Origin of the sequence: Thioalkalivibrio sp. ALJ1 (assembly GCF_000745395.1) — a bacterium.
In the GTDB taxonomy this organism is placed as follows: Bacteria; Pseudomonadota; Gammaproteobacteria; order Ectothiorhodospirales; family Ectothiorhodospiraceae; genus Thioalkalivibrio.
On sequence record NZ_KN050684.1, the window covers coordinates 623,872 to 648,690 of the forward strand.

27 protein-coding genes are annotated in these 24,819 nt (G+C 65.8%); 14 read left to right on the forward strand and 13 right to left on the reverse strand.

Translation table 11 applies throughout. From position 1 onward, the window contains the following. Genes F462_RS05230 through F462_RS05245 form a run of 4 tightly spaced genes read right to left on the reverse strand, consistent with a single transcriptional unit; the run spans position 1 to position 3,525 of the window. Positions 1-2,091 carry a methyl-accepting chemotaxis protein gene (locus tag F462_RS05230; RefSeq protein WP_038052142.1) on the reverse strand — a complete coding sequence of 697 codons (2,091 nt, stop codon included), beginning with the start codon at positions 2,089-2,091 and terminating at the stop codon, positions 1-3. Positions 2,092-2,127: 36 nt separating this feature from the next. Further along, a complete protein-coding gene (locus tag F462_RS05235; protein ID WP_038052144.1) occupies positions 2,128-2,709 on the reverse strand; it encodes a chemotaxis protein CheW in 582 nt (193 codons plus the stop codon). Beyond that, positions 2,706-3,071 carry a response regulator gene (locus F462_RS05240; protein WP_038052146.1) on the reverse strand — a complete coding sequence of 122 codons (366 nt, stop codon included), beginning with the start codon at positions 3,069-3,071 and terminating at the stop codon, positions 2,706-2,708. The genes F462_RS05235 and F462_RS05240 overlap by 4 nt, the downstream gene beginning before the upstream one ends. A 37-nt stretch (positions 3,072-3,108) precedes the next feature. Next, a complete protein-coding gene (locus tag F462_RS05245; RefSeq protein ID WP_038052148.1) occupies positions 3,109-3,525 on the reverse strand; it encodes a response regulator in 417 nt (138 codons plus the stop codon). Positions 3,526-3,709: 184 nt separating this feature from the next. On the opposite strand from F462_RS05245, the gene gshB reads away from it, so the two are divergent. The 11 genes from gshB (at position 3,710) to F462_RS05300 (ending at position 12,448) form a co-directional block, all read left to right on the forward strand. Continuing rightward, a complete protein-coding gene (gene gshB / locus F462_RS05250; protein WP_038052150.1) occupies positions 3,710-4,660 on the forward strand; it encodes a glutathione synthase in 951 nt (316 codons plus the stop codon). Between the two features lie 5 nt (positions 4,661-4,665). Next, complete coding sequence (locus F462_RS05255; RefSeq protein ID WP_038054827.1) at positions 4,666-5,703, forward strand: FAD:protein FMN transferase; 1,038 nt, start codon at positions 4,666-4,668, stop codon at positions 5,701-5,703. Further along, positions 5,700-6,074, forward strand: coding sequence for a NusG domain II-containing protein (locus F462_RS05260; RefSeq protein WP_038052152.1), 375 nt, complete (start codon positions 5,700-5,702; stop codon positions 6,072-6,074). The genes F462_RS05255 and F462_RS05260 overlap by 4 nt, the downstream gene beginning before the upstream one ends. A gap of 25 nt (positions 6,075-6,099) precedes the next feature. Beyond that, on the forward strand, positions 6,100-6,633 hold the full coding sequence (locus tag F462_RS05265) for a Gx transporter family protein (protein WP_038052153.1): 534 nt from the start codon (positions 6,100-6,102) through the stop codon (positions 6,631-6,633). A gap of 138 nt (positions 6,634-6,771) precedes the next feature. Next, on the forward strand, positions 6,772-7,644 hold the full coding sequence (locus tag F462_RS05270; protein ID WP_244270878.1) for a cell envelope integrity TolA family protein: 873 nt from the start codon (positions 6,772-6,774) through the stop codon (positions 7,642-7,644). An 86-nt stretch (positions 7,645-7,730) separates the two neighbouring features. Next, positions 7,731-8,309 carry a YqgE/AlgH family protein gene (locus F462_RS05275; protein WP_018142248.1) on the forward strand — a complete coding sequence of 193 codons (579 nt, stop codon included), beginning with the start codon at positions 7,731-7,733 and terminating at the stop codon, positions 8,307-8,309. Between the two features lie 2 nt (positions 8,310-8,311). Continuing rightward, positions 8,312-8,707, forward strand: a complete 396-nt coding sequence (gene ruvX / locus F462_RS05280) for a Holliday junction resolvase RuvX (protein WP_038052157.1) — start codon at positions 8,312-8,314, stop codon at positions 8,705-8,707. Next, positions 8,704-9,222, forward strand: a complete 519-nt coding sequence (pyrR, locus tag F462_RS05285) for a bifunctional pyr operon transcriptional regulator/uracil phosphoribosyltransferase PyrR (protein ID WP_038052159.1) — start codon at positions 8,704-8,706, stop codon at positions 9,220-9,222. The genes ruvX and pyrR overlap by 4 nt, the downstream gene beginning before the upstream one ends. Positions 9,223-9,240: 18 nt before the next feature. Continuing rightward, positions 9,241-10,254: an aspartate carbamoyltransferase catalytic subunit gene (locus tag F462_RS05290; RefSeq protein WP_038052161.1), complete on the forward strand. Its 1,014-nt coding sequence runs from the start codon at positions 9,241-9,243 to the stop codon at positions 10,252-10,254. Beyond that, entirely contained in the window at positions 10,251-11,543 is a 1,293-nt protein-coding gene (locus F462_RS05295; protein WP_038052165.1) for a dihydroorotase, read from the forward strand. Before F462_RS05290 ends, F462_RS05295 begins: the two co-directional genes overlap by 4 nt. After that, positions 11,540-12,448, forward strand: coding sequence for a dihydroorotate dehydrogenase electron transfer subunit (locus F462_RS05300; protein WP_038052167.1), 909 nt, complete (start codon positions 11,540-11,542; stop codon positions 12,446-12,448). Before F462_RS05295 ends, F462_RS05300 begins: the two co-directional genes overlap by 4 nt. 112 nt (positions 12,449-12,560) lie before the next feature. Here the strand turns inward: F462_RS05300 and F462_RS05305 are convergent, their stop codons facing one another. The 3 genes from F462_RS05305 to F462_RS05315 are packed head-to-tail and all read right to left on the reverse strand — an operon-like array spanning position 12,561 to position 15,957. Then, on the reverse strand, positions 12,561-13,679 hold the full coding sequence (locus F462_RS05305; protein ID WP_038052168.1) for a PilT/PilU family type 4a pilus ATPase: 1,119 nt from the start codon (positions 13,677-13,679) through the stop codon (positions 12,561-12,563). Positions 13,680-13,696: 17 nt separating this feature from the next. Further along, positions 13,697-14,869, reverse strand: a complete 1,173-nt coding sequence (locus F462_RS05310) for a PilT/PilU family type 4a pilus ATPase (RefSeq protein ID WP_038052170.1) — start codon at positions 14,867-14,869, stop codon at positions 13,697-13,699. Between the two features lie 53 nt (positions 14,870-14,922). Beyond that, entirely contained in the window at positions 14,923-15,957 is a 1,035-nt protein-coding gene (locus tag F462_RS05315) for a type IV pilus twitching motility protein PilT (protein ID WP_038052171.1), read from the reverse strand. A 137-nt stretch (positions 15,958-16,094) separates the two neighbouring features. Between F462_RS05315 and F462_RS05320 the strand changes: the two genes are divergently transcribed. Then, a complete protein-coding gene (locus tag F462_RS05320; protein WP_038052173.1) occupies positions 16,095-16,808 on the forward strand; it encodes a YggS family pyridoxal phosphate-dependent enzyme in 714 nt (237 codons plus the stop codon). Beyond that, entirely contained in the window at positions 16,805-17,623 is an 819-nt protein-coding gene (gene proC / locus F462_RS05325) for a pyrroline-5-carboxylate reductase (protein WP_038052175.1), read from the forward strand. Before F462_RS05320 ends, proC begins: the two co-directional genes overlap by 4 nt. Positions 17,624-17,906: 283 nt before the next feature. Here the strand turns inward: proC and F462_RS05330 are convergent, their stop codons facing one another. Then, complete coding sequence (locus F462_RS05330; protein WP_038052177.1) at positions 17,907-18,815, reverse strand: fructosamine kinase family protein; 909 nt, start codon at positions 18,813-18,815, stop codon at positions 17,907-17,909. A 68-nt stretch (positions 18,816-18,883) separates the two neighbouring features. On the opposite strand from F462_RS05330, the gene F462_RS05335 reads away from it, so the two are divergent. Next, positions 18,884-19,267, forward strand: coding sequence for a group III truncated hemoglobin (locus F462_RS05335; protein ID WP_038052179.1), 384 nt, complete (start codon positions 18,884-18,886; stop codon positions 19,265-19,267). 283 nt (positions 19,268-19,550) lie between these two features. On the opposite strand, the gene F462_RS05340 is transcribed toward F462_RS05335, so the two are convergent. From F462_RS05340 to mdh, 5 genes are all read right to left on the reverse strand, one after another. Beyond that, positions 19,551-21,608 (reverse strand): transglycosylase SLT domain-containing protein, encoded by a 2,058-nt coding sequence (locus F462_RS05340; protein WP_038052181.1) that lies wholly within the window; start codon positions 21,606-21,608, stop codon positions 19,551-19,553. Positions 21,609-21,727: 119 nt separating this feature from the next. Beyond that, on the reverse strand, positions 21,728-22,267 hold the full coding sequence (locus tag F462_RS05345; RefSeq protein WP_038052182.1) for a pseudouridine synthase: 540 nt from the start codon (positions 22,265-22,267) through the stop codon (positions 21,728-21,730). Between the two features lie 11 nt (positions 22,268-22,278). Further along, complete coding sequence (locus tag F462_RS05350) at positions 22,279-22,938, reverse strand: DUF1007 family protein (RefSeq protein WP_038052184.1); 660 nt, start codon at positions 22,936-22,938, stop codon at positions 22,279-22,281. Continuing rightward, the gene (locus tag F462_RS05355; RefSeq protein ID WP_371180491.1) at positions 22,935-23,891 is read right to left on the reverse strand and encodes a 5'-3' exonuclease; all 957 of its coding nucleotides are present in this window, start codon (positions 23,889-23,891) and stop codon (positions 22,935-22,937) included. Before F462_RS05355 ends, F462_RS05350 begins: the two co-directional genes overlap by 4 nt. Then, positions 23,875-24,798 (reverse strand): malate dehydrogenase, encoded by a 924-nt coding sequence (gene mdh, locus F462_RS05360; protein ID WP_038052188.1) that lies wholly within the window; start codon positions 24,796-24,798, stop codon positions 23,875-23,877. The genes F462_RS05355 and mdh overlap by 17 nt, the downstream gene beginning before the upstream one ends. Between the last annotated feature and the right edge of the window lie 21 nt (positions 24,799-24,819).

Below are 24,819 nucleotides of genomic sequence, written 5' to 3' on the forward strand. Positions count from 1 at the left end.
TCAGGCCCGCTGTTCGTCGGAAGGATCCGCGCCGGCGTCGGGATCGGGGTCCACCGCTTCAGAAACGTCGTCCGCGGCATCGACCAGGCCACCAGGAGCCGGCAGCTTGAAGTCCGATACCGAGGACTGCAGCTGGGCCGAGAGCTGCGCCAGATCACCGATCGCGGCCGCCGTGGACTGGGTACCCTGTGTGGTCTCGGAGGTGATCTCGCGGATCTGGGCCATGATGGAGGTCACGTCTTGCGCCATCTCGGACTGCTTGCGCGCCGAGGAGGATATGCCGTCGATCAGGTCGGCCAGGTCGGCGGAAACCTGTTCGATCTCGGACAGCGCCTCGCCCGCGGCCTGGGCCAGCTCGGCCCCCTGGACCACGTTCGCGGTACTTTGCTCCATGGAGCTGACGGCCTCGCTGGTATCCGCCTGGATGGCCTTGACCAGACCCTCGACCTGACGGGTCGCACTGGAGGAACGTTCCGCGAGGCGCTGGACCTCGTCCGCCACCACTGCGAAACCGCGGCCGGCCTCGCCCGCGGCGGACGCCTGGATCGCCGCATTCAGCGCGAGCACGTTGGTCTGTTCGGCAATGTCATTGATCAGGCCGATGATGTCGCCGATCTCCTGCGAGGATTCGCCCAGGCGCTTGATCCGCTTCGCAGTCTCCTGGATCTGCTCGCGGATGCTGTCCATACCCTCGATGGAACGGCGCACGGTGCCCGCCCCGCGGGACGCGATCTCCACCGAGTTACGTGCCACAGAGGCCGACTGCTCGGCATCCTGCGCCACCTTGTCGACCGAGCGCGACACCTCGTCGATCGCATCGTCCGCGCGCTGGATCTCGCGCGCCTGTTCTTCGGACTTCTCGGCCAGACCGAGCACCTGGGAACGAGTCGTTGCCGAGGACTCGCTGATGTCGGCCGACACCGTGTTGATCGTCGCAACCAGGGTACGCAGGTTCTCGATCGCGTAGTTCATCGAGTCCGCGATGGCCCCGGTGAAGTCCTCGGTCACCGTTGCGTTCACGGTGAGGTCACCGTCGGCGAGATTCATCATCTCGTCGAGCAGTCGCAGGATCGCCTGCTGGTTGCGTTCGTTCTGCGCCTCGGTCTCGGCCAGCTCGCGCTTGGTATCGCGGTACAGGAACAGCCCCATCGCGATCAGCAGCAACAGCGCCAGGCCACCCAGCGCGAAACCGATCCCGGCAATAACCCCGGCCTGCTCAGCCTCGCGGGCGATCGCGTTCTCGAACTCGCCGGTCGTCTCGAGCATGCCCCCGCTGCGGGCCTCGACATTGGAGGCTGCTGCGTTGACTTCAAACACCTGAGTGGATGTGTCCAGCACCCCTTCGACGGCCTCACTGAAGGCCACGAAAAGCGTGGCGATCTCCTGCAACGTCGCACGCGCCTGGTCATCATCGATGGCCTCGATGCCCAGCGGGACGAACCCCTCAATAAGGCCGTCCAACACACGTCCGTACAACGTGGCGTCACGCTCGAAGCGCTCGATCGCAGTAGCCGCCTCGGCACCGCCCTGAAGCACTTGGCCCAGACTGTTGGCGATACGCTGGATCAGCATCGTCTGGCGCGCCGCCACGTAGACCTGATCCGCCGGCTCGCCGATCTGGGTCATACGCCGCACCACGTCGTCGGACAAACGGGAAAGTTCTGGGGAGAAGGCCGCCACCGCGTCGGAGAACTCGGTGATCAACTGGATATCCGAGCGCCCCAGGATGACCGTGTTGATCTCGTCACGGTAAGCCGACCACTCGCGGTCGACTTCCGCGATATCGTCTTGCAGGGCCTCGGGCAGCGGCTGCAGCCCCTCGCCACCCTCTCGGATGCGCCCCAGGCGGGTCTCGAATTCGTCGCGCAGGGTCCGCAGGTCGGTGAAGGCCTGCTCGGAGCCTGCGGCCGCCTCCAGGGAACTGGTCGCCAACCGCTGCGATAGCAGGCGCAGATCGTTAGCCAGGGCGATGCGGTCACGGTACTGACTCTGCTCGTACTCGTGATAGGTAAATGCTGCGCCCGTCGCGATCAGAGCCAGTACCAGCAGCCCCCCAAGGAAAAGATTGCGTGCGCGACGATTCGATCCCATCAGTTCATACCCCCTGTCGCAGCCCCGCAACCACCGTCATCCGACGGCAACTGAGGGCTGTTCGCTATTGGATGTCCCGGCCAAGCCCAGGCCGGAAAAGCGATTGTTATCATTAAGTAACAGATCCAAATCCAGCACCGGATGCAACCGGTGACCAAGATCGAACCCGCCGGTAATAAACGGCCGCGCCGCCTCCGGGACCGAGACTTCGAGACGGCGCTGCGACGGAATGCAGCGGCGCATCCCCTCGACCTGGCTGACCAGCAACCCGGCCATACCCTGGCCCTGCGGAGCAACTACCACACGCTGTCCGGTCGCGTCATCCGACAGCGGGCGGTCCAGCAGCAGTTTGCCCAAATCGAAAACCGGCAAAACGAGCCCACGCAGATTGCCAACACCCAGCACTGCCGAATCCGCCAGTGGGACCCGGGTCAGCGCCATTGGGTCGGTGACCTCGGCGATGGAATCCATATCCACCAGAAAACGGAAATCCCCAACGCGCAGAAGCACCCCACGCCAACCCGTACCAATATCCCGCCGCAGTTCGCGATTCACGCGGCGCCCTTCGCGATCCAGGTTCGCGAGCAGCGCAAATGGCGAGGACAGGTCGGTCTTCATGCCGAAAGATACTTCCCGATGGTTTCGAGCAGGTTCTTTTCGACAACCGGTTTGGTGATGTAGTCGCGGGCGCCCTGACGCATCGCCCACACACGGTCGGTCGCCTGATCCTTAGTGCTGACCACGACCACAGGGACGTCCGCGGTCTCATCGGCCTGCGACAACTGACGCGTGGCCTGAAAACCATTCAGACCCGGCATCACCACATCCATGAGGATCAGGTCCGGGACCTGTGACTTGGCCGCGGCGACTCCGTCTTCACCGCTCTCGGCGGTCGTCACCGAATGGCCATGCTTCTCGAGCATTGTGCGCAGGACATGGATTTCGGTCGGCGAGTCGTCAACGATCAGAATGCGAGCCATGGAGTTCGTCTTTCCTTGTTGATAGTGACGGGGTGCGTCATGCCGCCGGACTAGCGTATTGACGCATGGCGCCCAGGAGGTCATCCCTGGTGAAAGGCTTGGTGAGGTAATCCTCCGATCCCACAACGCGGCCTTTCGCCTTGTCGAACACGCTGTCCTTGCTCGACAGCATAATGATCGGCGTGGCGCGGAACTGCTTGTTATTCTTGATCAGTGCGCAGGTCTGGTAGCCATCCAGACGCGGCATCATGACGTCGATGAAGATAATGTTCGGGCGCGACTGGGCCACCTTGGACAGCGCCTCGAAGCCGTCCACGGCAGTGATGACTTCGGCCCCGTGCTTCTGCAGCAAGGATTCGGCCGTGCGCCGAATGGTCTTGCTGTCATCGATCACCATGACCTTGAGCCCCTGAAACTCGGTGGCCGAGTCCGCTTCGGCAAGCGCGTTAGACACCTTCTCCCCCTGAGGTCATTTCGCCCCGAATCTAGCGGAACCGGGGCCGTGTGACAAACAGCACACTGTGATATTGCCCAGCGCGGGCCGCAAGCGCCATAGCCGCCGCGTCGCCGCGAGAGGCCGCCCCACCCCCAACCTGCATGGCATACTTCCCCGAGACTTTGCGTACAAACGAGGCAACGTGACCAAGAACATTGCCATACTGATGGACCCGATCGGCTCCATCAAACCGTGGAAGGACACCAGCTTCGCGATGATGCTTGCGGCCCAGGCCCGCGGCCACCATCTGCACTATCTGGAGCCCGCTGACCTGTGGATTGAGGACGGTCGGGCCGCTGCCCGCAGCCGGCCAGTCACGGTGCGCGACACGCACTCCGATTTCTTTACGCTGGGCGACGTCGAGAGCGGCCCGGCGAGCCGCTTCGATCTGCTGCTCATGCGCAAGGACCCGCCGTTCGACCTCGAGTTTGTCTACGCGACCTACGCCCTCGATCTCGCCGCGCGCGACGGCGTGCGGGTGTCGAACCGCCCCCAGGCCCTGCGGGACGTGAACGAGAAGGCCTTTACCGCCCACTTTCCGCAGTGCTGTCCGCCCACGCTGATCACCCGCGACCGCAGCCGGATCCGCGACTTCCTTGAGGTCCAGGGCGATATCGTGGTCAAGCCCCTGGACGGCATGGGCGGGGCCTCGGTGTTTCGCGTGCGCCAGGGCGACCCGAACACCTCGGTGATCCTCGAGACCATCACCGAGTTCGACCAGCGCAGTGTGGTCGCACAACGCTTCCTTCCGGAATTTACCGCTGGCGACAAGCGCATCATCCTGATCCGCGGGGAGCCCTACGACCACGCGTTGGCGCGCATCCCGGCGGAGGGCGAGAGCCGCGCCAACCTTGCCGCCGGCGGCCGGGGCGAGGCCCGACCGCTAACCGAGCGTGACCGCTGGATCTGCGACGAGATCGCCCCGGAGCTAAAGGCCCGGGGCCTGGACTTCGTCGGCATCGACGTGATCGGGGACTACCTCACCGAGATCAACGTCACCAGTCCCACCGGTGTGCGCGAACTGGACGCCGCGGGCGGCCACGACCTGGCCGGACAGTACATCGACTACCTCTGCCGACCGAGCGAAGGATGACCGGCATGCACCCCCTGATGACCCGCACCCTGACGCTGTTTTTCGCAGCCCTCCTGCTGACCGCCTGCGGACGCGAAGAACCCGATACCGAAGCGCTCGGCTTCTACGCCTTCGGGACCCTGGTGGACCTGACCCTGTACCCGGCCGGCCAGTACGACATCGAGGCCATCGAGGCGGCCGTCCAGGAGGAACTGGAGGTGCTGCATCAATCCTGGCACGCCTGGGAGCCCGGATCGCTCGGACGCACCAACGAACTGCTGGCCCTGCAGGGCGAATTCAGCGCCCCACCCTCGGTGCTGCCACTGATCGAGCGTGGCCGCGAGATGGAGGCCTTGAGCGACGGGCTGTTCAACCCCGCGCTGGGCAAACTCATCGCCGCCTGGGGTTTCCACCAGGACGAGCCCGAAGGTCCGCCCCCGGACCAGGAAACCCTGGACGACCTGCTGGACGATCCGCCCAGCATGAAGGACATCGAGCGCAACGGGGTGCGCCTGCGCGGCACCCACCCGGACCTGCAGCTCGACTTTGGTGGATTGGCCAAGGGCCTCGCGGTGGAGCGCGTCCTGGAGCTGCTTGAAGAGCTCGGCGTCGAGGCGGCGATCTTCAATGCCGGCGGTGACCTGATGACGCTCGGACGCCCACAGGGCCGGCCGTGGCGGGTCGGCATCCGCCACCCGCATGGCGGCACTCTGGGCAGTATCGAGCTGGAGGCCGGAGAAGCCCTGTTCACCTCCGGTGACTACGAGCGCGGCTACGAATGGGAGGGCGAGCGCATCCACCACGTGATCGATCCGCGCACCGGTCGTCCCAGCCAGGGTATCGAAAGCGCCACCGTACTCCACCACGACCCGGCACTGGCAGACGCGGCCGCCACCACGTTGATGATCGCCGGACCCGATGCCTGGCTGGAGTACGCCCAGAAAATGGGGATCGAACACGCCCTTGTGGTGCTGGACGATCGCATCGAGGCAACGCCAGGGCTGGCCGAGCGCGTTCAACCCAGCCGAGACCACGAACCGTTCGTGGTACGCGAACTCCCATGAAACAAGGCCTGCTGCGCTGGGGCGACGTCTTGATAGGGGCCGCGGCTACCACGGTCGTGGTCGCGGCCTTCACGCTAACCTACAGCCCCTCCGGGGATGCTCGTCTACTCGTCATTAGCCAGGCCGGAGCGGCCACCCAGCATGAGCCGTTGGATCGCGCCCGGGTTCTGGAGATCCAGGGTCCCGCCGGGATCACCCGCGTCGAGATCGAACCTGGCCGGGCGCGCTGTGCCGACTCTCCGGGACGCCAGAACATCTGCGAGTCTAGCGGCTGGCTGCAGGCCCACGGCGATGTCGCCGTCAGCCTGCCCAACCGCCTGACCTTGCAGGTGCTGGGTGCGGAGCCGGGCTTCGACAGCATGCATTACTAGCTAGGTGCGGATGAACACGCCGGCCATGAGCGCGGACCCGCACACCGGCCTCACCCGCCACGACCGCGCCATCGCGGCGTTGGCCGCCATCGCCATCGGGATTCAGATCCTTGAGGCCGCCATCCCCAGCCCGGTTCCCGGCCTCAAACCGGGGCTGGCCAACATCATCACGCTGATCGCGCTGCTCACCCTGGGCTGGCGCGCGGCCGTCGCGGTCACGCTGATCCGGGTGGTGGGCAGCAGTCTTTTGCTGGGGACGTTGCTAAGTCCAACCTTCTGGCTTTCCATCGCCGGGGCCGTGGCCACCCTGGCCATCCTGGCGTTATTGCGTCCGCTTGCGCCACGCCACGTGGGCCCGGTCGGTCTGGCGATCGCCGCCGCGATGGCCCATATCACTGGTCAGTTCCTACTGGCCTGGATGGTCATCATCCCCCACCCCAACCTCCCGTTCGTCTTGCCACCATTGTTGCTTGCTGCCCTGATCACCGGCAGCCTGACCGGTATACTGACCGCCCATGTCCTCGCCGACCCGCGAATCCAGCGCCATGTCCGCCACTAGCGCCAGTAACAACCGCACCTGCCCGACCCACCTTGCGAGTCGGCTGGAGCGGGCATGACCGCCAAAACCACCCCCGACCCGTCACCGGGAAGCGCATTCTCGCCGGAAATCCCTCGCGTGCAAGATCACCTGGGGACCATGATCTTCCTCGCGATCGTCGCACATGCCCTGATCATCCTGGGCATTGGATTTGCCGTCGATTCGATCGAGAGCCCAACCCGAGAACCCCTGGATATCACTTGGGTTACCGATCCCGACGCCCCGCCCCCGGAACCCGAAGAGGCGGTGGAACACATCGCCACCCAGGATCAGGCCGCCAGCGGCGAGGGCGAGGAAGTCCGCGAGGCACAGGCCCCCGAGGCCGAGGATGCTGGCGTCGGCGAGCCCGAGCCAGAAGGCCTGGATGCCCCGCTCCCGGAGGCGGGCCCACTGGTGATGGACCCAGCGCTGCCGGAACCCGAGCCAGAGCCGGAGCAGGTGACGGCCGAGGCCGAGGACGACCGGGCCCCACCGCCCGAGGTGGCCGACCCCGAACCGCTGGAAGCGCCCGATGCCGAGGACCAACCCTCCGCCGCGACCCTGATGAATCGCGGCCTGGAGAGTGCCCGCGCCGCCCCGGCCGAGGAACGCCAGACCTTCTCCACTCGCGCAAACCGCACGCGTTATCTGGACAGCCTGGCGGCACGCAGCGCACCGGAGGCCGCCTACCTACAGGCCTGGATCAACAAGGTCGAGCGCCTCGGCAACCTGAACTATCCGGACGAGGCCCGCCGCCGCGGCCTGTCGGGCACCCTGGTGCTCTCGGTGCGCCTGAACCCTGAGGGCGAACTGATCAATATCGAGATCGCCCGCAGCTCTGGCGAGCCGGTGCTGGATCAGGCTGCCATCCGTATCGTGGAACTGGCCGCACCGTACGCCCCGTTCACTGAGGCAATGCGCGAGGAATACGATGAGCTGGTCATTACTCGAACCTGGGCATTCCGCCGCGATCAGATGGAACAGGTCCGTTAATCCAGTTCGGCCCTGGGGTCTCAACGCAAGGCAGACCCGCTCCAAGCGTCCTTGCGGCACGCCAGGTCAGCATCGATACTGACAATATGACGCAAACGACCCCTCGCCACGAGCCCGACAACCTGCGCGATCACTTCCTGATCGCCATGCCGAGCCTGAACGATGGCTACTTCAGCCATGCGGTCACCTATATCTGCGATCACGACGAAGAGGGCGCGCTGGGGCTGGTGATCAACCAGCCCACCGAGTTCTCGCTACGCGAGCTACTGGAACACGTGGAGCTGGAACCCGGCGAGGACCTCCCCGAGATTCCCGTCTACCGCGGTGGCCCCGTGCAACCCGAACACGGCTTCGTGTTGCACTCCGCAGAACAGACCTGGCGCGGCAGCCAGCCCATCACGGATTCCATCGTACTCACCACCTCCCGCGACATCCTGGAGGCGATCAACGCCGGCAAGGGGCCCCGGCGCGTCCTGATCGCTCTCGGCCATGCCGGCTGGGGCCCGGGTCAGCTGGAGAGCGAACTGGCCGACAATGCCTGGTTAACCACCCGAGCCGATGCCGATATCCTGTTCGACCGGCCCAGTGCCGAACGCTGGCAGGCCGCCGCGGAGCTGATCGGCATCGACGTCAATCTGATCAGCTCGGCGTCCGGCCACGCCTGACGATGGGCCTGCTGGCGTTCGACTACGGCCGGCGGCGCATCGGGATTGCGGTGGGCGAGGAACTCACCGGTTCCGCGCGCGGCCTGCGAACCATGCCCACCGATGCCCCCAATCTTTGGTCAACGCTGGACGCCCTGGTGGCGGATTGGGACCCGGAAGGATTCGTGGTCGGCTGGCCCACGCAGGCGGACGGCAAACCAACCCCGCTGGCCAAGCGCATACGCGCCTTCGCCCGCACGCTCGAAGAGCGCTACCAGCAACCGGTATACTGGTGCGACGAGCACCTGACATCCCACCTGGCCCGCGAACGCCGCCGGCCGGGACGCAACGACCCGGGGCTGGACGCCCATGCAGCCGCGGTCATTCTCGAAGGCTGGTTTCAGGAGAACGAATCATGACCCCGGACGTCCCCACCCTGCTCGACGACATGGCCGAACAGGCCCGCCACTACCTGAAGGCCCGCGGAATCGACAACCCCATCGTGGTCGGCATCCACTCCGGTGGCGTATGGATCGCGGAACACCTGCGCGAACGTCTGGGGATCGAACGGCCACTGGGTCGGCTGGATATCAGCTTCTACCGCGACGACTTCTCGCGCATCGGCATGCACCCGCAGGTGCGCCCCTCGGAGCTGCCGGAGGACCTGGACGGGGAGCATGTCCTGCTGGTGGACGATGTCCTGTATACCGGCCGCACCATTCGGGCCGCCCTGAACGAGCTGTTCGACTATGGCCGCCCGGCCTCGGTCGCGCTCGCCGTACTGGTCGAGCGCGACGGCCGCGAACTGCCCATTGAGGCGGTGATTGCGGGTGCCCACATGGAGCTGGGAGAGGCCGAACAGATCAAGCTGCGGGGTCCCGAGCCCCTGCGCCTGGAACGGGTCGCCATCGACCCCGAGGACCTGGACGACTGACCGGCCGGACACTCAAGGATGACCGATACCCTGATCGCTCGCCCGCACGCGCGGCTCCCGCTGCCGGGGCCCCTGCCGAACCGACTGCAGCTGACCGAGGACGGCCAGTTGCGCCACATGCTGACCATCGAGGGCCTGAACCGGGAACTGATGACCGAGATCCTGGATACTGCCGAGTCGTTCGCCAATATGAACGAAAAGGCGGTGAAGAAGGTCCCGCTCCTGCGCGGCAAGACCATCGTCAACCTGTTCTTCGAGGCCAGCACGCGCACGCGCACCACCTTCGAACTGGCCGCCAAACGCCTGTCCGCAGACGTCCTCAACGTCAATATCAGCACCTCGTCGGCGGTCAAGGGCGAGAGCCTGTTGGACACCCTGCGCAACATCGAGGCAATGAACGTAGACATGTTCGTGGTGCGCCACGAGGAGAGCGGGGCCGCACATTTCATCGCCCGCCATGTCATGCCCGGGATCAGCGTGCTGAACGCCGGTGACGGCCGCCATGCGCACCCGACCCAGGCGCTCCTGGACATGTTCACCATCCGCCGCCACAAGGGCGACTTCACCAAGCTGAAGGTCGCGATCGTCGGCGACATCCTGCACTCGCGCGTGGCGCGCTCGCAGATCCATGCCCTGAACATCCTGCAGACGGGCGAAGTGCGCGTGGTCGCGCCGTGTTCGCTACTGCCCGCGGATGTCGACCAACTCGGCGTGCAGGTCTACAACGACCTCGACGAAGGGCTAAAAGACGTTGACGTGATCATCATGCTGCGCCTGCAGCGCGAGCGCATGGAGCACGCCCACCTGCCATCCGAGCACGAGTACTACCAGTTGTTCGGCCTGACCTCGCGGCGCCTTCAGTTGGCACACCCCACTTGCCTGGTCATGCACCCCGGCCCTGCCAACCGCGGGGTGGAGATCGAATCGGCGGTCGCGGACGGCCCGCACTCGGTGATCCTCGAACAGGTCACCTACGGCATCTCGGTGCGCATGGCGGTCATGTCCATGGTGATGGGGGCGCATCAGGCGTGAGCGTGCTCATCGAGAACGTGCGTATCCTCGACCCGGCCGACGGTTTTGATGCAGTCGGCGAGCTAGTCGTGCAGGGCAGCGAGATCCTTGCCCGCGGCCAGGCGCCGGAGGGTTTCGAACCTCGCCGCCGCATCGATGGCAGCGGGTTGTGGGCCTTCCCCGGTCTGATCGACCTCGCAGCACGCCTGCGCGAACCGGGCCAGGAACACAAGGCCACCATTGCCAGCGAGACCCTGGCGGCGGCCCGCGGTGGAATTACCAGTCTGGTCGTCCCACCGGATACCGAGCCGCCGGTCGACTCCCCGGCCGAGATCGAACTGATCAACCGCCGCGCCCACCAGGCCTGCGGTGTGCGGGTCTACGTGCTGGGCGCCCTGACCCGTCAGCTGGAGGGCCAGCAACTCGCCGAGATGGCTGCCCTGATGCAGGCCGGCGCGCGCGGAGTGAGCAATGCGAGCAAACCGCTGGCCAGTCTTCTGGTCCTCCGCCGAGCGCTGGAATACGCCACCACCTTCGGCCTGACCATCGTGCTCTCGGCCCAGGACCCGGCGCTCACCGGGTCCGGCTGCATGCACGAGGGAGCGGTTTCCACCCGCCTGGGCCTTGCAGGTATCCCGGAAGCGGCCGAGACCGCGGCACTGGGCGCCATCCTGGCCTTGGTCGAACAGACCGGCGCCCGCGTCCACGTGGCCCGGCTGTCAACCCGCCGCGGGGCGGAGATGATCGCGAAGGCACGCGCCGAAGGCCTGCCAATAAGTGCGGACGTGGCCGCCCACCAGCTGTTCCTGACCGAGGTCGACGTAGCGGAGTTCGACCCGAATTGCCACGTGATCCCGCCGCTGCGCGGACAGCGGGACCGCGATGGCCTGCGCGCGGCCGTCGCACGTGGCGAGATCAGTGCGATCTGTTCCGACCACCAACCACACGAACCGGACAGCAAGCTCGGGCCGTTCGCCAGCACCGAGCCCGGCATCTCGGCCCTGGAAACCCTGCTGCCGTTGACGCTACGCCTAGTCGAAGACGGCCTCCTGAGTCTGCACGAGGCCCTGGCCCGGGTAACCACCGGCCCGGCCGAAATCCTCGACTTTGCCCAGGGCCGACTGACACCCGGTGCACGTGCCGACTTCGTGCTCTGGGACCCGGCCGCGATGCACGAGGTCCGCAGCGAAGACTGGCTCAGCGCCGGCCGCAATACGCCCTTCTTCAATTGGACCTTCGCCGGTCAGACCCGCGAGACCTGGGTAGCCGGGCGACCGGTCTGGACCCGCCCCGCCGAGGACACCGCATGAGCCCGACCCCCGCCAGTGAACGGCCGCACCGCGGCACCATCTTCCAGGAGGAAGGCCGCATCCTGGATCACCATGATGCCGGGGCCAACCAGTGGATCCTGCGGGTCGCCGCACCCGAATGCGCACGGGCCGCGCAACCCGGGCAATTCGCCCACCTCCAGTGTGCCCCGCGCCTGCTGATGCGCCGCCCGTTGTCCATCCAGCGCGTGGACCGCGAAGCCGGCTGGGTGGAGTTCCTCTACAAGGTGGTCGGCGACGGCACCCACGCCCTGTCGCAACAGACCAAGGGCGACACCCTCAGCGTGCTGGGGCCGATCGGCCAGCCCTTTAGCCTCAATCCGGAGCGACCGAAGCGCCTGCTGCTGGGTGGCGGGGTGGGCATACCGCCGATGATCTTTCTCGCGCACCAGCTGCATCTGCAGGGCAAGGCCGGACAAACCCACGCCGTGCTGGGCTCCGAGGTCCCGTTTCCCTTCCATGCACGCCCGTCGGAGATCCTCTGGCCGGGCCTGCCAGACGGGGCGATCGCGACCCTGCCGCTGCTGGAAGATTGGGGTGTGGCCTGCCGCCTGACCTCGAAGGCCGGGCTTCCAGGCGCCTTTGACGGCTTCGTCACCGACCTGGGACGCGCCTGGCTCGCCGGGCTCAGCCCAGGCGAACGGGATCAGGTGGAGATCTTCGCCTGCGGTCCCCACCCAATGCTTGAGGCCTGTGCCGAACTGGCGGCCGAGTTCGATCTGCCCTGCCAGGTTTCGCTGGAGGAATTTATGGCCTGTGCGGTGGGCGGCTGCGCCGGCTGCACGGTGCCAGTTCGCACCCCGAACGGAATCGCGATGAAACGGGTTTGCGTGGACGGGCCCGTGTTCGCGGCCAAGGATGTCTTCCCGGAGCCCACGCGGGCCTGAGGGGGAGGCCTCGATCCGGAAGGCCCAGTCCTCCTTGAAAACCCTGGCCCGGCGTTGGCGGGGACTTCGCCTGTGCGCAGGCTCCTAGTGAGACGCTGAAATCAGCGTCTCACTACCGGTCGGGCATCTTCAGCTCTTCCTCGGTCTCGTCGGCCGAGGCCACGCCGCCGCCGAAGTTCAGGCGCCATTCGAGATCGGCCCGCGAGTCGGCCTTGTTCAGGGCCTCGTCCAGCATCACGTCACCCGTCTTGAACAGCTTGACGATGGACTGATCGAAGGTCTGCATCCCCACCGAGCCACCTTTGGCGATGACTTCCTTGATCTCGTTGATCTTTTCGTCACGGATCAGCTCCGCGATGTAGGACGTGTTGACCAGGATTTCCAGTGCCGCCACGCGGCGGCCATCCTTGGTCTGAAGCAGGCGTTGGGCCACAATCGCGCGCAGATTCAGCGACAGATCGGACAGGATCTGCGGGCGGTTATCCTCGGGGAACAGATTGATCACGCGGTCCAGGGCCTGAGTAGCGTTGGTCGCGTGCAGGGTCGTCAGCACCAGATGGCCGGTGTCGGCGTAGGTCAGGGCCGCGCGCATGGTCTCGCGCGAACGCACCTCGCCGACCATGATCACATCCGGCGCCTCGCGCATACCTTCTTGCAACGCATGATCGTAGCTGGGCGTATCGATGCCCACCTCCCGCTGACCCACGATCGAACGCTTGTGGCTGAACAGAAACTCGATCGGATCCTCGACCGTGAGGATATGCCCATTTCTGTTCGTATTACGGTAGTCGATCATCGACGCCAACGTGGTCGATTTACCGGTTCCCGTCGCCCCCACGATCAGCACCAGTCCGTCGTTATGCGACACGAAGTCCTTGAGCACCGGCGGCAACCCGAGCTGCTCGATGGTCGGGATCGCCACGCGGATGAAACGGATGACCATCGCGACTTCGCCGCGCTGGCGATAGACATTCACACGAAAACGCCCCAGACCCTCGCGCGACAAACCGAAGTTTACGGCGGTCTCGCGCTCGAAGATCTCCGCTTGATGGTCGCTCATCATCTCGCGCGCGATCGCCTCGGTCTGCCGGGGTGCGAGCGCCTTGCGCGAGATCGGCTGCAGCTGACCGTCGACCTTGATGCTGGCCGGGGCGCCCGTCAGAAAGAACAGGTCCGACGCGGCCTTTTGGGCCATCAATTTCAGGTAGGGCTCAATCTGCAGCTGACTCATGATGTCCGCTTCCCCGGCTAGCGCAGGTTAAAGTCTTCGGCGCGCTCGTCCACGGACAGGTCTCCGCCCTCGTCCGCCACGGCCGGGGCCCCATCGTCCTGAGCACGCTGGCTATCAAGCTTGATGCGCAAACGCAGATCATTGACCGAGTCGGCGTTGCGCAGGGCTTCCTCGTAGCTGATCTTGCGGGCTTCGTAGAGATCGAACAGGGCCTGGTCGAAGGTCTGCATGCCCTGTTCGCGCGAGCGCGACATCAGCTCCTTCATGTTGTGCACCTCACCCTTCAGGATCAGGTCGGCCATCAACGGCGTGTTGATCAGGATCTCCACGGCCGGCACCCGTCCCTGGCCATTCTCGTGGCGCACCAGCCGTTGGGAGATGACCGCCTTGAGGTTCAGCGACAGGTCCATCAGCAACTGTTCGCGCCGATCCTCGGGGAAGAAGTTGATGATGCGGTCCAGGGCCTGGTTGGTGCTGTTCGCGTGCAAGGTCGACAGGCACAGGTGCCCGGTCTCGGCAAACGCGATCGCGTAATCCATGGTCTCCCGATCACGAATCTCGCCGATCAGGATGACGTCCGGCGCCTGGCGCAGGGTGTTCTTCAGCGCGATCTCGTAGCCCTCGGTATCCACCCCGACTTCGCGCTGGGTGATGATGCTCTTGTCGTGTTCGTGAACGAACTCGATCGGGTCCTCAATGGTGACGATGTGATCGGCGGTCGTGCGGTTGCGATAGCCGATCATCGCCGCCAGCGAGGTCGACTTGCCGGACCCGGTGCCGCCAACGAAGATCACCAGCCCCCGACGCTCCTGGGTGATCTTCTCCAGCTGCTTCGGCATCTGGATGTCCTCGAACTTCGGGATCACCGAGTTGATGGTACGCAGCACCATGCCGGGGCTACCACGCTGGGTGAATACGTTCACGCGAAAACGCGAGACCCCCGACAACCCGATCGCGAAGTTGCACTCCTGGTGACGCTCGAACTCCGCCGATTGCTTGTCGTTCATCAGCGAGCGCACTAGCGCCTGGGTATGCGAGGGCGACAGCTTCTGCTCCGTCATCGGCACCACGCGCCCGTCGATCTTCGCGGCCGGCGGCATGCCCACGGTAATGAACAGATCTGAGCCGCCACGATCCACCAGGGCCCGTAACAGGTCGTGCATGTACTTGATCGCCTTGTCACGATCCATGGCGTTCTCCCCTGATACCCGATGCGACGTTCACGCCAAGCGGGCCGTATCGATCAAATGGAATCCGGGTTGGCCGCCTTGCGGCGGGCATCCTCGCGACTGATCACGCCCTGCGCCAGCATGTCCTTCAGGCACTGGTCGAGCGTCTGCATGCCGGTTCCGGCACTGGTCTGAATGGTCGAGTACATCTGCGCAATCTTGTTCTCGCGGATCAGGTTCCGGATCGCGGGCGTGCCGAGCATGATCTCATGCGCCGCGATACGCCCGCCCCCAATCTTCTTCATCAGGGTCTGGGCGATGACCGCGCGCAAGGACTCGGACAGCATCGCCCGCACCATGTCCTTCTCCGCCGCCGGGAATACATCGACGATCCGGTCGATGGTCTTGGCCGCAGAGCTGGTATGCAGGGTGCCGAACACCAAGTGCCCGGTTTCGGCCGCGGTCAGTGCCAGCCGGATGGTTTCGAGGTCGCGCAGCTCGCCGACCAGAATGGTGTCCGGGTCCTCGCGCAGAGCCGAGCGCAGGGCCTCGCTGAAGCCATGCGTATCGCGGTGCACTTCGCGCTGGTTGACCAGCGACTTCTTCGACTCGTGAACAAACTCGATCGGATCCTCGATGGTGAGGATATGCCCGTAGTCGTTCTCGTTACGGTGGTTGACCATACCCGCCAGCGTGGTCGACTTGCCCGAACCGGTCGGGCCGGTCACCAGCACGATGCCGCGCGGGTAGTTGGAGATCTCCTCGAAGATGCGCGGGGCCGCCAGCTCTTCCAGCGTCAGGACCTTGGAGGGGATGGTTCGGAACACCGCTGCCGCGCCGCGGTCCTGGTTGAACGCGTTGACACGGAAGCGCGCCAGGCCCGAGACCTCGAACGAGAAGTCCGTCTCCAGGAACTCCTCGTAATCCTTGCGCTGGCGGTCGTTCATGATGTCGTAGATCAGGCTCTGGACCTCCTTGTGGTCCATGACCGGCACGTTCACCCGGCGCATGTCGCCATCAATTCGCACCATCGGCGGCATGCCCGCGGAGATATGCAGGTCCGAGGCCCCGTTCTTGACCGAAAAGGCCAGCAACTGCGTGATATCCATGCATCCTCCTGTGTTCGAACGTGACGCCGAGGTGCGCCAGCCGCCTAGTGGCAGCCATCGCCGCCACTCCCTGTCGCTTGCAAGCCCGCGGAAAATCCACGGTGCCCATGTGTTCTTCGGGACTATATCATAGGGAAATGACCGCACCAGACCACGCCCTGAACACCGTTCGAGCCCGCATCGAGGCCGCCTGCCGCGAGGCTGGACGCAACCCGGATTCGGTCCGGCTCCTGGCCGTCAGCAAGACGCGTGACGTGAGGGAAATCCGAGCCCTGCATGCCTGCGGGCAGATCGCGTTTGGCGAGAATTACGTGCCCGAACTGGTGGCGAAGCACGACACACTGGAGGCTCCGCCCGCACCCCTGGGAATCGAGTGGCACTTCATCGGCTCCCTGCAGAGCAACAAGACCCGCGCCGTGGCCGAACGCGCCGCCTGGGTGCATACGGTGGATCGTGAACGAATCGCCCGGCGCCTGTCCGACCAGCGCCCGGAAGGGATGCCGCCGCTACAAGTCTGCCTGCAGATCAACATCAGCGAGGAGCCGCAGAAGGCCGGTATCGCGCCTCGGGAGGCCGAGGCGCTGGCCGCCATCGTGGCCGAACTCCCCGGCCTCGAACTGCGCGGCCTGATGGCCATCCCGGCCACCGAGGTCGATCGGCAACGCCAGCGGGAACCCTTCGCACGCCTGCGCGAACTGCGCGATACCCTGAACGCCCGCGGTCAGTCGCTGGATACCCTGTCCATGGGCATGTCCGGCGATCTGGAAGCCGCCATCCTCGAGGGAGCCACCCTGGTGCGCATCGGCACCGCCCTGTTCGGCCCACGCCCCACCCAGAAGGAGTCCGCATGACAGAATACCGCTACGAAGTCGGCTTCATCGGCGCCGGCAACATGGGCGAGGCCCTGATCCAGGGCCTGATCCAGTCCGGCCATGCCGCCGAGCGTGTTGCCATCGCCGACAAGAGCCCCGAGCGCATACGCGATCTGCGGGCCCGCTACCCGGGACTCGCCACTGGCGACCCGGAGGAACTGGCCGCCCACAGCGCAACCCTGGTCCTCGCCGTCAAACCCCAGACCCTGCCCGAGCTGGCCCCAACCCTGAGCACTGCCGTCGGCGAAGGGGAACCGCTGGTGCTCTCGGTGGCCGCCGGTATCACCACCGCACAACTGGCGGGATGGCTGGGCGATGCCACGCGCCTAGTCCGCGCCATGCCGAACACCCCGGCCCTGGTGGGCGCCGGCGTCACCGGGTTGTACGCCGCTCCAACCGCCGGACCCGAGGATCGCGCCACGGCCACCCGCCTGCTGGAGGCTGTCGGCCGCGCGATCTGGGTGGACGACGAGGAGCTGATGCACGCGGTCACCGCCACCTCCGGCAGCGGCCCGGCCTATGTCTTCCTGATAATCGAGGCCATGCAGGAGGCGGCGCAGTCCCTGGGCCTGCCCGCGGATACCGCGCTGGAACTTACCCTTGGCACCCTAGCCGGCGCCACCCGCCTGGCCGCGGAAAGCGACGAGAGCCCCGCCGAGCTGCGCCACCGCGTCACTTCGCCGGGTGGCACCACAGAGCGCGCCCTGCAAGTCCTGGAGGACGGCGACCTGCGCGAGCTGATGCTGCGCGCCATGACCGCGGCCGCCGACCGCTCCCGCGAACTCGGCCGCTGAAACCCTGATTCACCACGAAGCGCACGAAGGCACGAAGAAGGGCCAGGTCAAAAGCGATTCACAGAAAGGTTGGAAGATCGGAAGGAGGAAAATGAGTTGGAGGGCTGGTGCCGGCGCCAGCCGCGACCGCAAAGGCAACAGCTCGGGGCCGCGCCCCGCAGCCGCCCCACAAGACCTCTTCCTGACTTCCCTTCTTCCTGTAAACCCGCCCTTGACCTTCTTCGTGCCTTCGTGAGCTTCGTGGTAAAACCGCCCTTGCCTTTCAAAGGCTCGACGTGGGCGGTTAGCGGAGTTCGGCGAGGAGTTGGCGGATCATGTGTTCGGCCTGGGGACCATAGCCGCCGCCGAACAGGTGGTCGTGATTGAGGATGTGGTAGAGGTTGTACAGCGTACGGCGCACGCCATAGCCGGGATCGATGGGCAGGATCTCCTCGTAGGCGGCGACAAAGTCCTGCCCCGGATGCCCGAACAGCTCCATCATCGCCAGGTCCGCCTCGCGGTCGCCGTAGTACACCGCCGGGTCATAAATCGTCGCGCGCCCATCGGCCAGAAAGCCCCAGTTGCCGCTCCACAGGTCCCCGTGCAGCAGGGAGAGAGCGGGCTGGTAGTCGGTGAAGAAGCCGCCCAATGACGCCTCCAGCTCCTCCAACGCCCCCAGCAGGGACGCCGCGGCGCCACGTTGCCGCGCCAGCTGGCGCTGGAAGCCCAGGCGTTCGTCGCGATAGAACGAGACCCAGTCGTCGTGTTCAGTATTCGGCTGCGGCGTACTCCCAATGAAGTTGTCGTGATCCAGCCCGAAACGCATTCGGGTCTTCTGATGCATATCGGCGATGCCGCGCGCCAACACCACGCCATCGCGCCGCCCACCCAGGTCCAGGTTCTCCATCACCAGAAAATGGTTGCCACCAACCGATCCCATACCGCACACCGCGGGTATCTTCAGCCGCCCACAGCGTTGCAGTTCTTCCAGGCCCCGTGCCTCGGCCGCGAACATCGCGGCACCATCGCCTCCGCTCAGCTTGACGAAGAATTCGCGGCCGTCGGTTCCGGTCAGACGCTGCGCCTGATTAATGGAGCCCCCGGAACAGGCCTGGCTTCCTGACGGCTGGAAGGCGGTTCCGGTATGGTCGCCAATGCACTGGGCCACCGCCGCCGTCACGGCATCGGGGCCCGCTGAATCAAATCGGTTCATCCTCGGCTTCCGGATTGCATTTCAAGTTGCAGGGTACCGGCTGTCGCAGGATCCGTCAGGAGATCCCCATGGCTTTTCGCAAACTCGAACCCCTCTGCGACAAGATCGGTGCCGAACGCATCCGCGCGGTAATCGACGACTTCTACCGCCGGCTTTCGGCCAACCCCGAGATCGGCCATCACTTCGAGCGTATCCAGGACTTTCCGGATCATGTCAGCCGGATCGCGGACTTCTGGTACATGAACCTGGGCGGGCGTCTGGAACAGCCGCCGACCATCGACATGGTCGGCAAGCACGCCCCGCTGAACCTGACCGAGGCCGACCTGGCTGTGTGGATGCGCCACTTCAAGGCCACCACCGAAGAACACCTGGAACCCCCGCTGGCGGCCGAATGGCAGCAACTGGCCGACGGCATCGCCAGCCGCATGCGCGAAGACATCATCCGCGGCTAACCCGCCTTTTTGTTTGCACCACGAAGCGCACGAAGACACGAAGAAGGTCAAGGGCGGTCTACAGGAAGGTTCGAAGATCAGAAGGAAAATAGATAGCTGGCCCGAGGCCGGGCCGTGATGGTCAGGGCCAGGCGGGCCCGGGTGCGACACAATGGCCTTCACCGTGAGCGCCCTCCCCGAGCGTCTCCCACCAAGAACCCTTCTTCCCTTTCCGTCTTCCTGTAAACCGCTTTTGACTTGGCCCTTCTTCGTATCTTCGTGCGCTTCGTGGTGGACAGACGCCCTAGCAGGCGTTGTCGGTGTAGCCCGGGGCGTCGCAGAAGGCGCGGCTGAGGGTGACGCCCGCGTCGCCCGGCAGTGCGGCCAGGTGCTGTTCGCGGCTTGCGGCCAGACGCGATTCCGGGGTGACCGGATACAGCAGCGTGGCCAGCGACGGCGGCTCTTGCCCCAAACGCACCGCGTACAGGATGCGATAGGCGAACACGCGGCGGATATAGTCGCGGGTTTCGGAGAACGGGATCAGCTCGGCCCAGATGTCGGGGTCCATCGCCCGGTCCTCCGGCAACCACGAGCGCACACGGTGTGCACCGGCATTGTAGGCGGCACTGGACAGCATGCTGTGCCCGCCAAAGCGATCCAGATTCCGGCGCAGATAGTAGGTCCCCAGACGGGCGTTGGTCGCAGGGTCGAGGATGTCCCAGTCAGAGTTCACCCGCACCCCGGCCGCCGAGGCGATCGAACGCCCGGTCGCCGGCATGACCTGCATGACTCCTAGCGCCCCGGCCCCGGAACGCACGTCATAGAGAAAGGCGCTCTCCTGCCGCGCGATCGCCATGGCCCAGGCCGGGTCGATCGCCTGCTCGCGGGCCCCCGCCACAATCAGGTCGTCGAAGGCCAGCGGGAAGCGCAGCTCGATATCATCCCAGGCGCGCGCCCGAGCGGCGGTGAAAATCGCACGGTCATGCCAACCCCAGTCGGCAAAGGCGAGGGCCGCGGCCTCCAGCTCGGAGATCTCCATATTCGCCACCGCATGGGTCCACTCGCGGCGGGCCTCGGCATTGCGGTCCAGGCGCACGAGCTCGCGCATGCGCTGCATGCCGGCATGTTCACGGATCGAGGCCTGCCGGTCGTCCGCGACAATCAACGGCTGATGGCCGATGCGGTAGGGCTGGCCCAAACGATCGGCGGCCAGAAAACCATGGAAGTTGCGCTCCTGGGCCGCGCGCTCGTAGAAGCGCCGCGCGGCCTCCAGCGATTCGGTCTGCTCCAGGGCGCGGCCATACCAGTACTGCCAGTTAGCCTCGTCGCGAACATCACGATCCATCACCCGGATCGCGTCCATCACCGTTTCCCAGTCGCGCTCGTAGAGTGCCGCCCGCACCTGCCACTGGCGCAACTGGGTATCAAAGACCTCGGGGTCCAGGGCAGCCATGAAATCCAGGGCCTCGGGGCGGTAACGCAAGGCCAGGCGCAGGGCCAGCGCATGCTGCACTCGCCCGGCCGATTCGGATGCCAGCTCGAGCCGATCTCCGGATTGCTCCCACCCTTCCAGTGCAGCATCCAGATCCTGGCGCACCCAGCGGATAAAGGCGTGCTCCAGCATCGTCTCCGCCGCGCGGTGGTCCCCAGCACGGAAGTCGACGTCAGCCACCCGCGCCGGGCGCTCGGCCAGGTTCAGCCAGCGTTCGCCCCAATCGCGATCGCGGCTATCCAGGTAGCGTCGCAGATAGCGGGCGAGACCGGTCTGGCCTGCCTCCATCGCCAGTGCAAAGCGGTCCCAAGCGAGTTCGTCCGTCAGCCCACCCGCGTCACGCCAGGCGCTCAACGCGGCATCGCAAGCCGAGGGTCGGGACTGGCCGTGCAGCCAGATCGATTCCATGTCGTCCAGGGCCGCTTCACGCTCACCCGTTTCCAACAGCGCCTTGCGCCGCTGGCAGTCCTGGGTCACGGACAGGGGGCGGTCATCATCGACAAAATCCAGATATGCAGACCAGCGCTCCTCGTCCGCCAGATGCGACAGGTAGCTGCTGTACAACCGGGGGGACAGAGGGGTGTCGGCATGCTCGCGCACAAAATCCTGCACGGCATCGGGGTCGGCGCGACTCAGGTTGCGCGCCAGTTCACGGTAATCGAGGTAGGGCGTTAGAGGATAGCCGGTCAGGGTGCTGCGCGCGGCGCGATAAGCCGTCATGTCACCGCGGTTCAGCGCGCGCTCCGCCAGCAGGAACAGGCTGCGCTCGAAGACATAGAGATCGTCTTCGGCCGCTACCGCCGGAAATGCCGCGGCCAGGGCCAGCAACAGGGCGGCCAGCCCGGCCAATACGCTCCTGGAAAGGCGCATGCCCAACCCTCGAATCAATGGATCTCCATCATCGACCAGCCCTGGGGCACTTGCAACGAACTTTGTCCCGTTTCGCACTGCGGCGCCGGCAGTTCGTGCTTTCCGAGTCAACGTGAGAATCAGGTCTCCAGTACAAGCGCTTCACCGCGCGCCAACCCGTCCAGGGTCCAGGAGCCAACCCGGTACCGCACCAGACGCAAGGTCGGATGCCCTACCGCCGCGGTCATGCGGCGGACCTGGCGATTGCGCCCCTCACGCAGGGTGATCGCCAGCCAGCGGGTGGGTATATGGCGACGAAAGCGCACCGGCGGGTCACGTTCCGGTAGGTCGGGTGGCGCCATGCGCTCCACCTTCGCCGGTCGTGTCAGGCCGTCCTTCAATTTGACGCCGTGGCGCAGGGCCTCGAATGCCGCATCATCGGGTTCGCCCTCGACCTGGACCCAATAGGTCTTGCTGGTCTTGTGCTTGGGCTGGGTCAGGCGCGCGTTCAGACGACCGTCGTCGGTCAGGACAAGCAGGCCCTCGCTATCCCGATCCAGGCGCCCGGCAGGGTAGACGCCGGGAACGTCGATGAAGTCGGCCAGCGTCGGGCGCCCTTCAGGGTCGGTGAACTGGGGCAACACGCCCCAGGGCTTGTGAAAGAGGACGACCCGGGCCATGGCCTGTTGGGTCAGTCGCAGCGCAACGTGACGCGTTCGGCGAAATGCCGACCGAGGTCGTAATCGACACTGGCGCCGTAATCCAGCGCCATGGCGCGCGCGACCATTGCCGGATCGGGCCGCGGCCGCTCGAGCCGGGCCTCGCAAGCCGCATCCACCAGTCCGGCCGCATCGACTACGCGTATGCCATGCGGCTCGCGGTGCAGAACCTCAATGAAGAAGGTCGGGTCGTAGACCTTGTACTCCAGGTCGCGGGCTTTCGGATCCACGGGCTGATCCAGCTCCAGCCGGAAGCGAAAGTGCAGCAACCCCTCCTCCATCGCCATGCGCGGCTCCTCGGCCGCCGCAATGCCAATGGCTTCATCGCCCGCCTTGATGTGGCTGTACCAGCGATACTCGTCCAGGTTGCCGAGGATCTCGGCTGCCAGCGCCTGCAGGCGCTCCTCGGAAGTCGTGCCCTCCTGGTGTTCCTGGGCATCGTCGTACAGGTACTGCCCATAGGTGGGATCAAAGCGCCAGTTGTGATGCATGTGGGTCAGCTGCCCGTCGCGATCGCGTTCGAACGTGATCTCCAGGTCGATCCAGGCGTGGGGGTGCGCCTGCAGCGTGCCCGGGAGCAGTACCAGCAGGGCCAGCACCGTGACCATCAGGGGAGCCCAATGGCGAATCATGCGGTCTGCCTCGCATCTGCAGGGGTCCAGGCGCGCGCCGCCGCGAGAAGGGGGGCCTGGTAGGCCAGCGCTACGCCGAGGTCCTGCAACCACGCCCATGCGTTCGGCTCGGGGCCCGCAGGCCCCAGCAGTCCCGGAGGCGGCAAGTCCGGAATACGGTCGACGAGCCCGGTCAATTGCCGCCAGCGGCGGAGCGCATCGGTCTGCTCGGCAATGGTCGTGGCCACCACGGGGGCGCGCCGGATATTGCAGCGGGCGACCGCCGCCGGGTCCGCCAGCACGGTGTCGAGGTCATGCAGACGCCGCAGGATCCGGGCCGCGCTCTTCGGCCCGATGCCCTCGATCCCTGGGATGTTGTCACTGGCATCACCGGCCAGGGCCAGCATGTCCGCGACCTGCTCCGGACGCAGGCGAAAGCGCTTCTCGATAGCCCGGCGATCCAGATCAAGCCCGCGCTCGGGGTCGTGCAGACGATCCTGCTGGCCAAGGATGACCTGGGTCAGGTCCTTGTCCGCGCTCTTCACGTCGATCCGATACCCCGCCGCGCGACCACTGCGGGCCAGGGTCGCGATCAGGTCGTCGGCCTCGTACTCGGGATTGGCGAACGTGGCGAAGCCGAGCCGTTCCAGCAGCTCACGGATCCGCTCGAACTGCTCGCGCAGCTCCGGCGGCGCCGGCGGGCGATGGGCCTTGTAGGTCGGGTCGATGCGGTGGCGAAAGCCTCGGCGCAAGCCGGTGTCGAAACAGAAGGCGACCGGCCCCGGCGCGCAGGTAGGCAGCCACTGGCAGAGCGAGTGCACCAGGCCGTGCAACGCACCACCGGGACGCCCCCGCGAATCCGCATCCAGCCCCCGCGCAAACCAGGCGCGAAACACAAAGATGCTGCTGTCGACCAGGGTCAGGGTCGGCAACCGGGCACCTGCTGCCAGGCTGGGCTCAGGAGAGGCGCTCAAGGTCCTTCCGCACACCGGCGATGGACTGGTCAAAGGCCGCGCGTTCCTCGGCATTCAGCTCCAGCTCGATCGCGCGCTCCATGCCGCCCTGGCCCAGAATACAGGGCACGCCCATGGCCACGTCACGCTCGCCGTATTCGCCGTCCAGCAGGGCCACGGTCGGCAGCACCCGACGGCGATCCAGGGCGATTGCCTCAACCATCTCGGCGATCGCGGCGGCCGGGGCGCCGTAGGCGCTGGAGGTCTGTTTCAGGGCCAGGATCTCGGCCCCACCGTGGCGGGTACGCTCGACGATATTGTCCAGCGTGGACTGATCCATGAAGTGGTGTAGCGGCACGCCATTGACCGACGAGTAGCGCAGCATCGGCACCATTGCGTCGCCATGGCCGCCCAGCACCAACGCCTGGATGTCATGGGTGGACAGCCCGGTCTCCAGCGCAATGAAGGCGGCCATGCGCGAGGTATCCAGCACCCCGGCCTGACCGAAAATGCGATCGCGACTCCAGCCGGTCTTCTGCCAGGCGCGGTAGGTCAGCACGTCCACGGGATTCGACACCACCAGGATACGGCTCTGAGGGGCGTGAACCAGGATGTCCTGCAGGATGAGATCGAGGATCTCGACGTTCTTGTCCAGCACATCGGAACGCGACATCCCCGGCTTGCGCGGCAATCCGGCGGTCACGATGACCAGCTCCGATCCCGCGATCACCGACGGCTCATGGCTGCCGCTCAGGCGAGTATCGAAGCGCAGCAGTGGCGCGGTCTCCTGAATATCCAGTGCCGCGCCCGCCGCGGCACCCTCGCGCACATCCAGCAACGCGATCTCGCGCGCCACATCGCGGCGCGCCAGGAACTGGGCGGTGGATTCGCCGACGCGGCCGGCGCCGACTATGGCGATCTTTTGCATACGACTCCTCAGTCCTTGCTC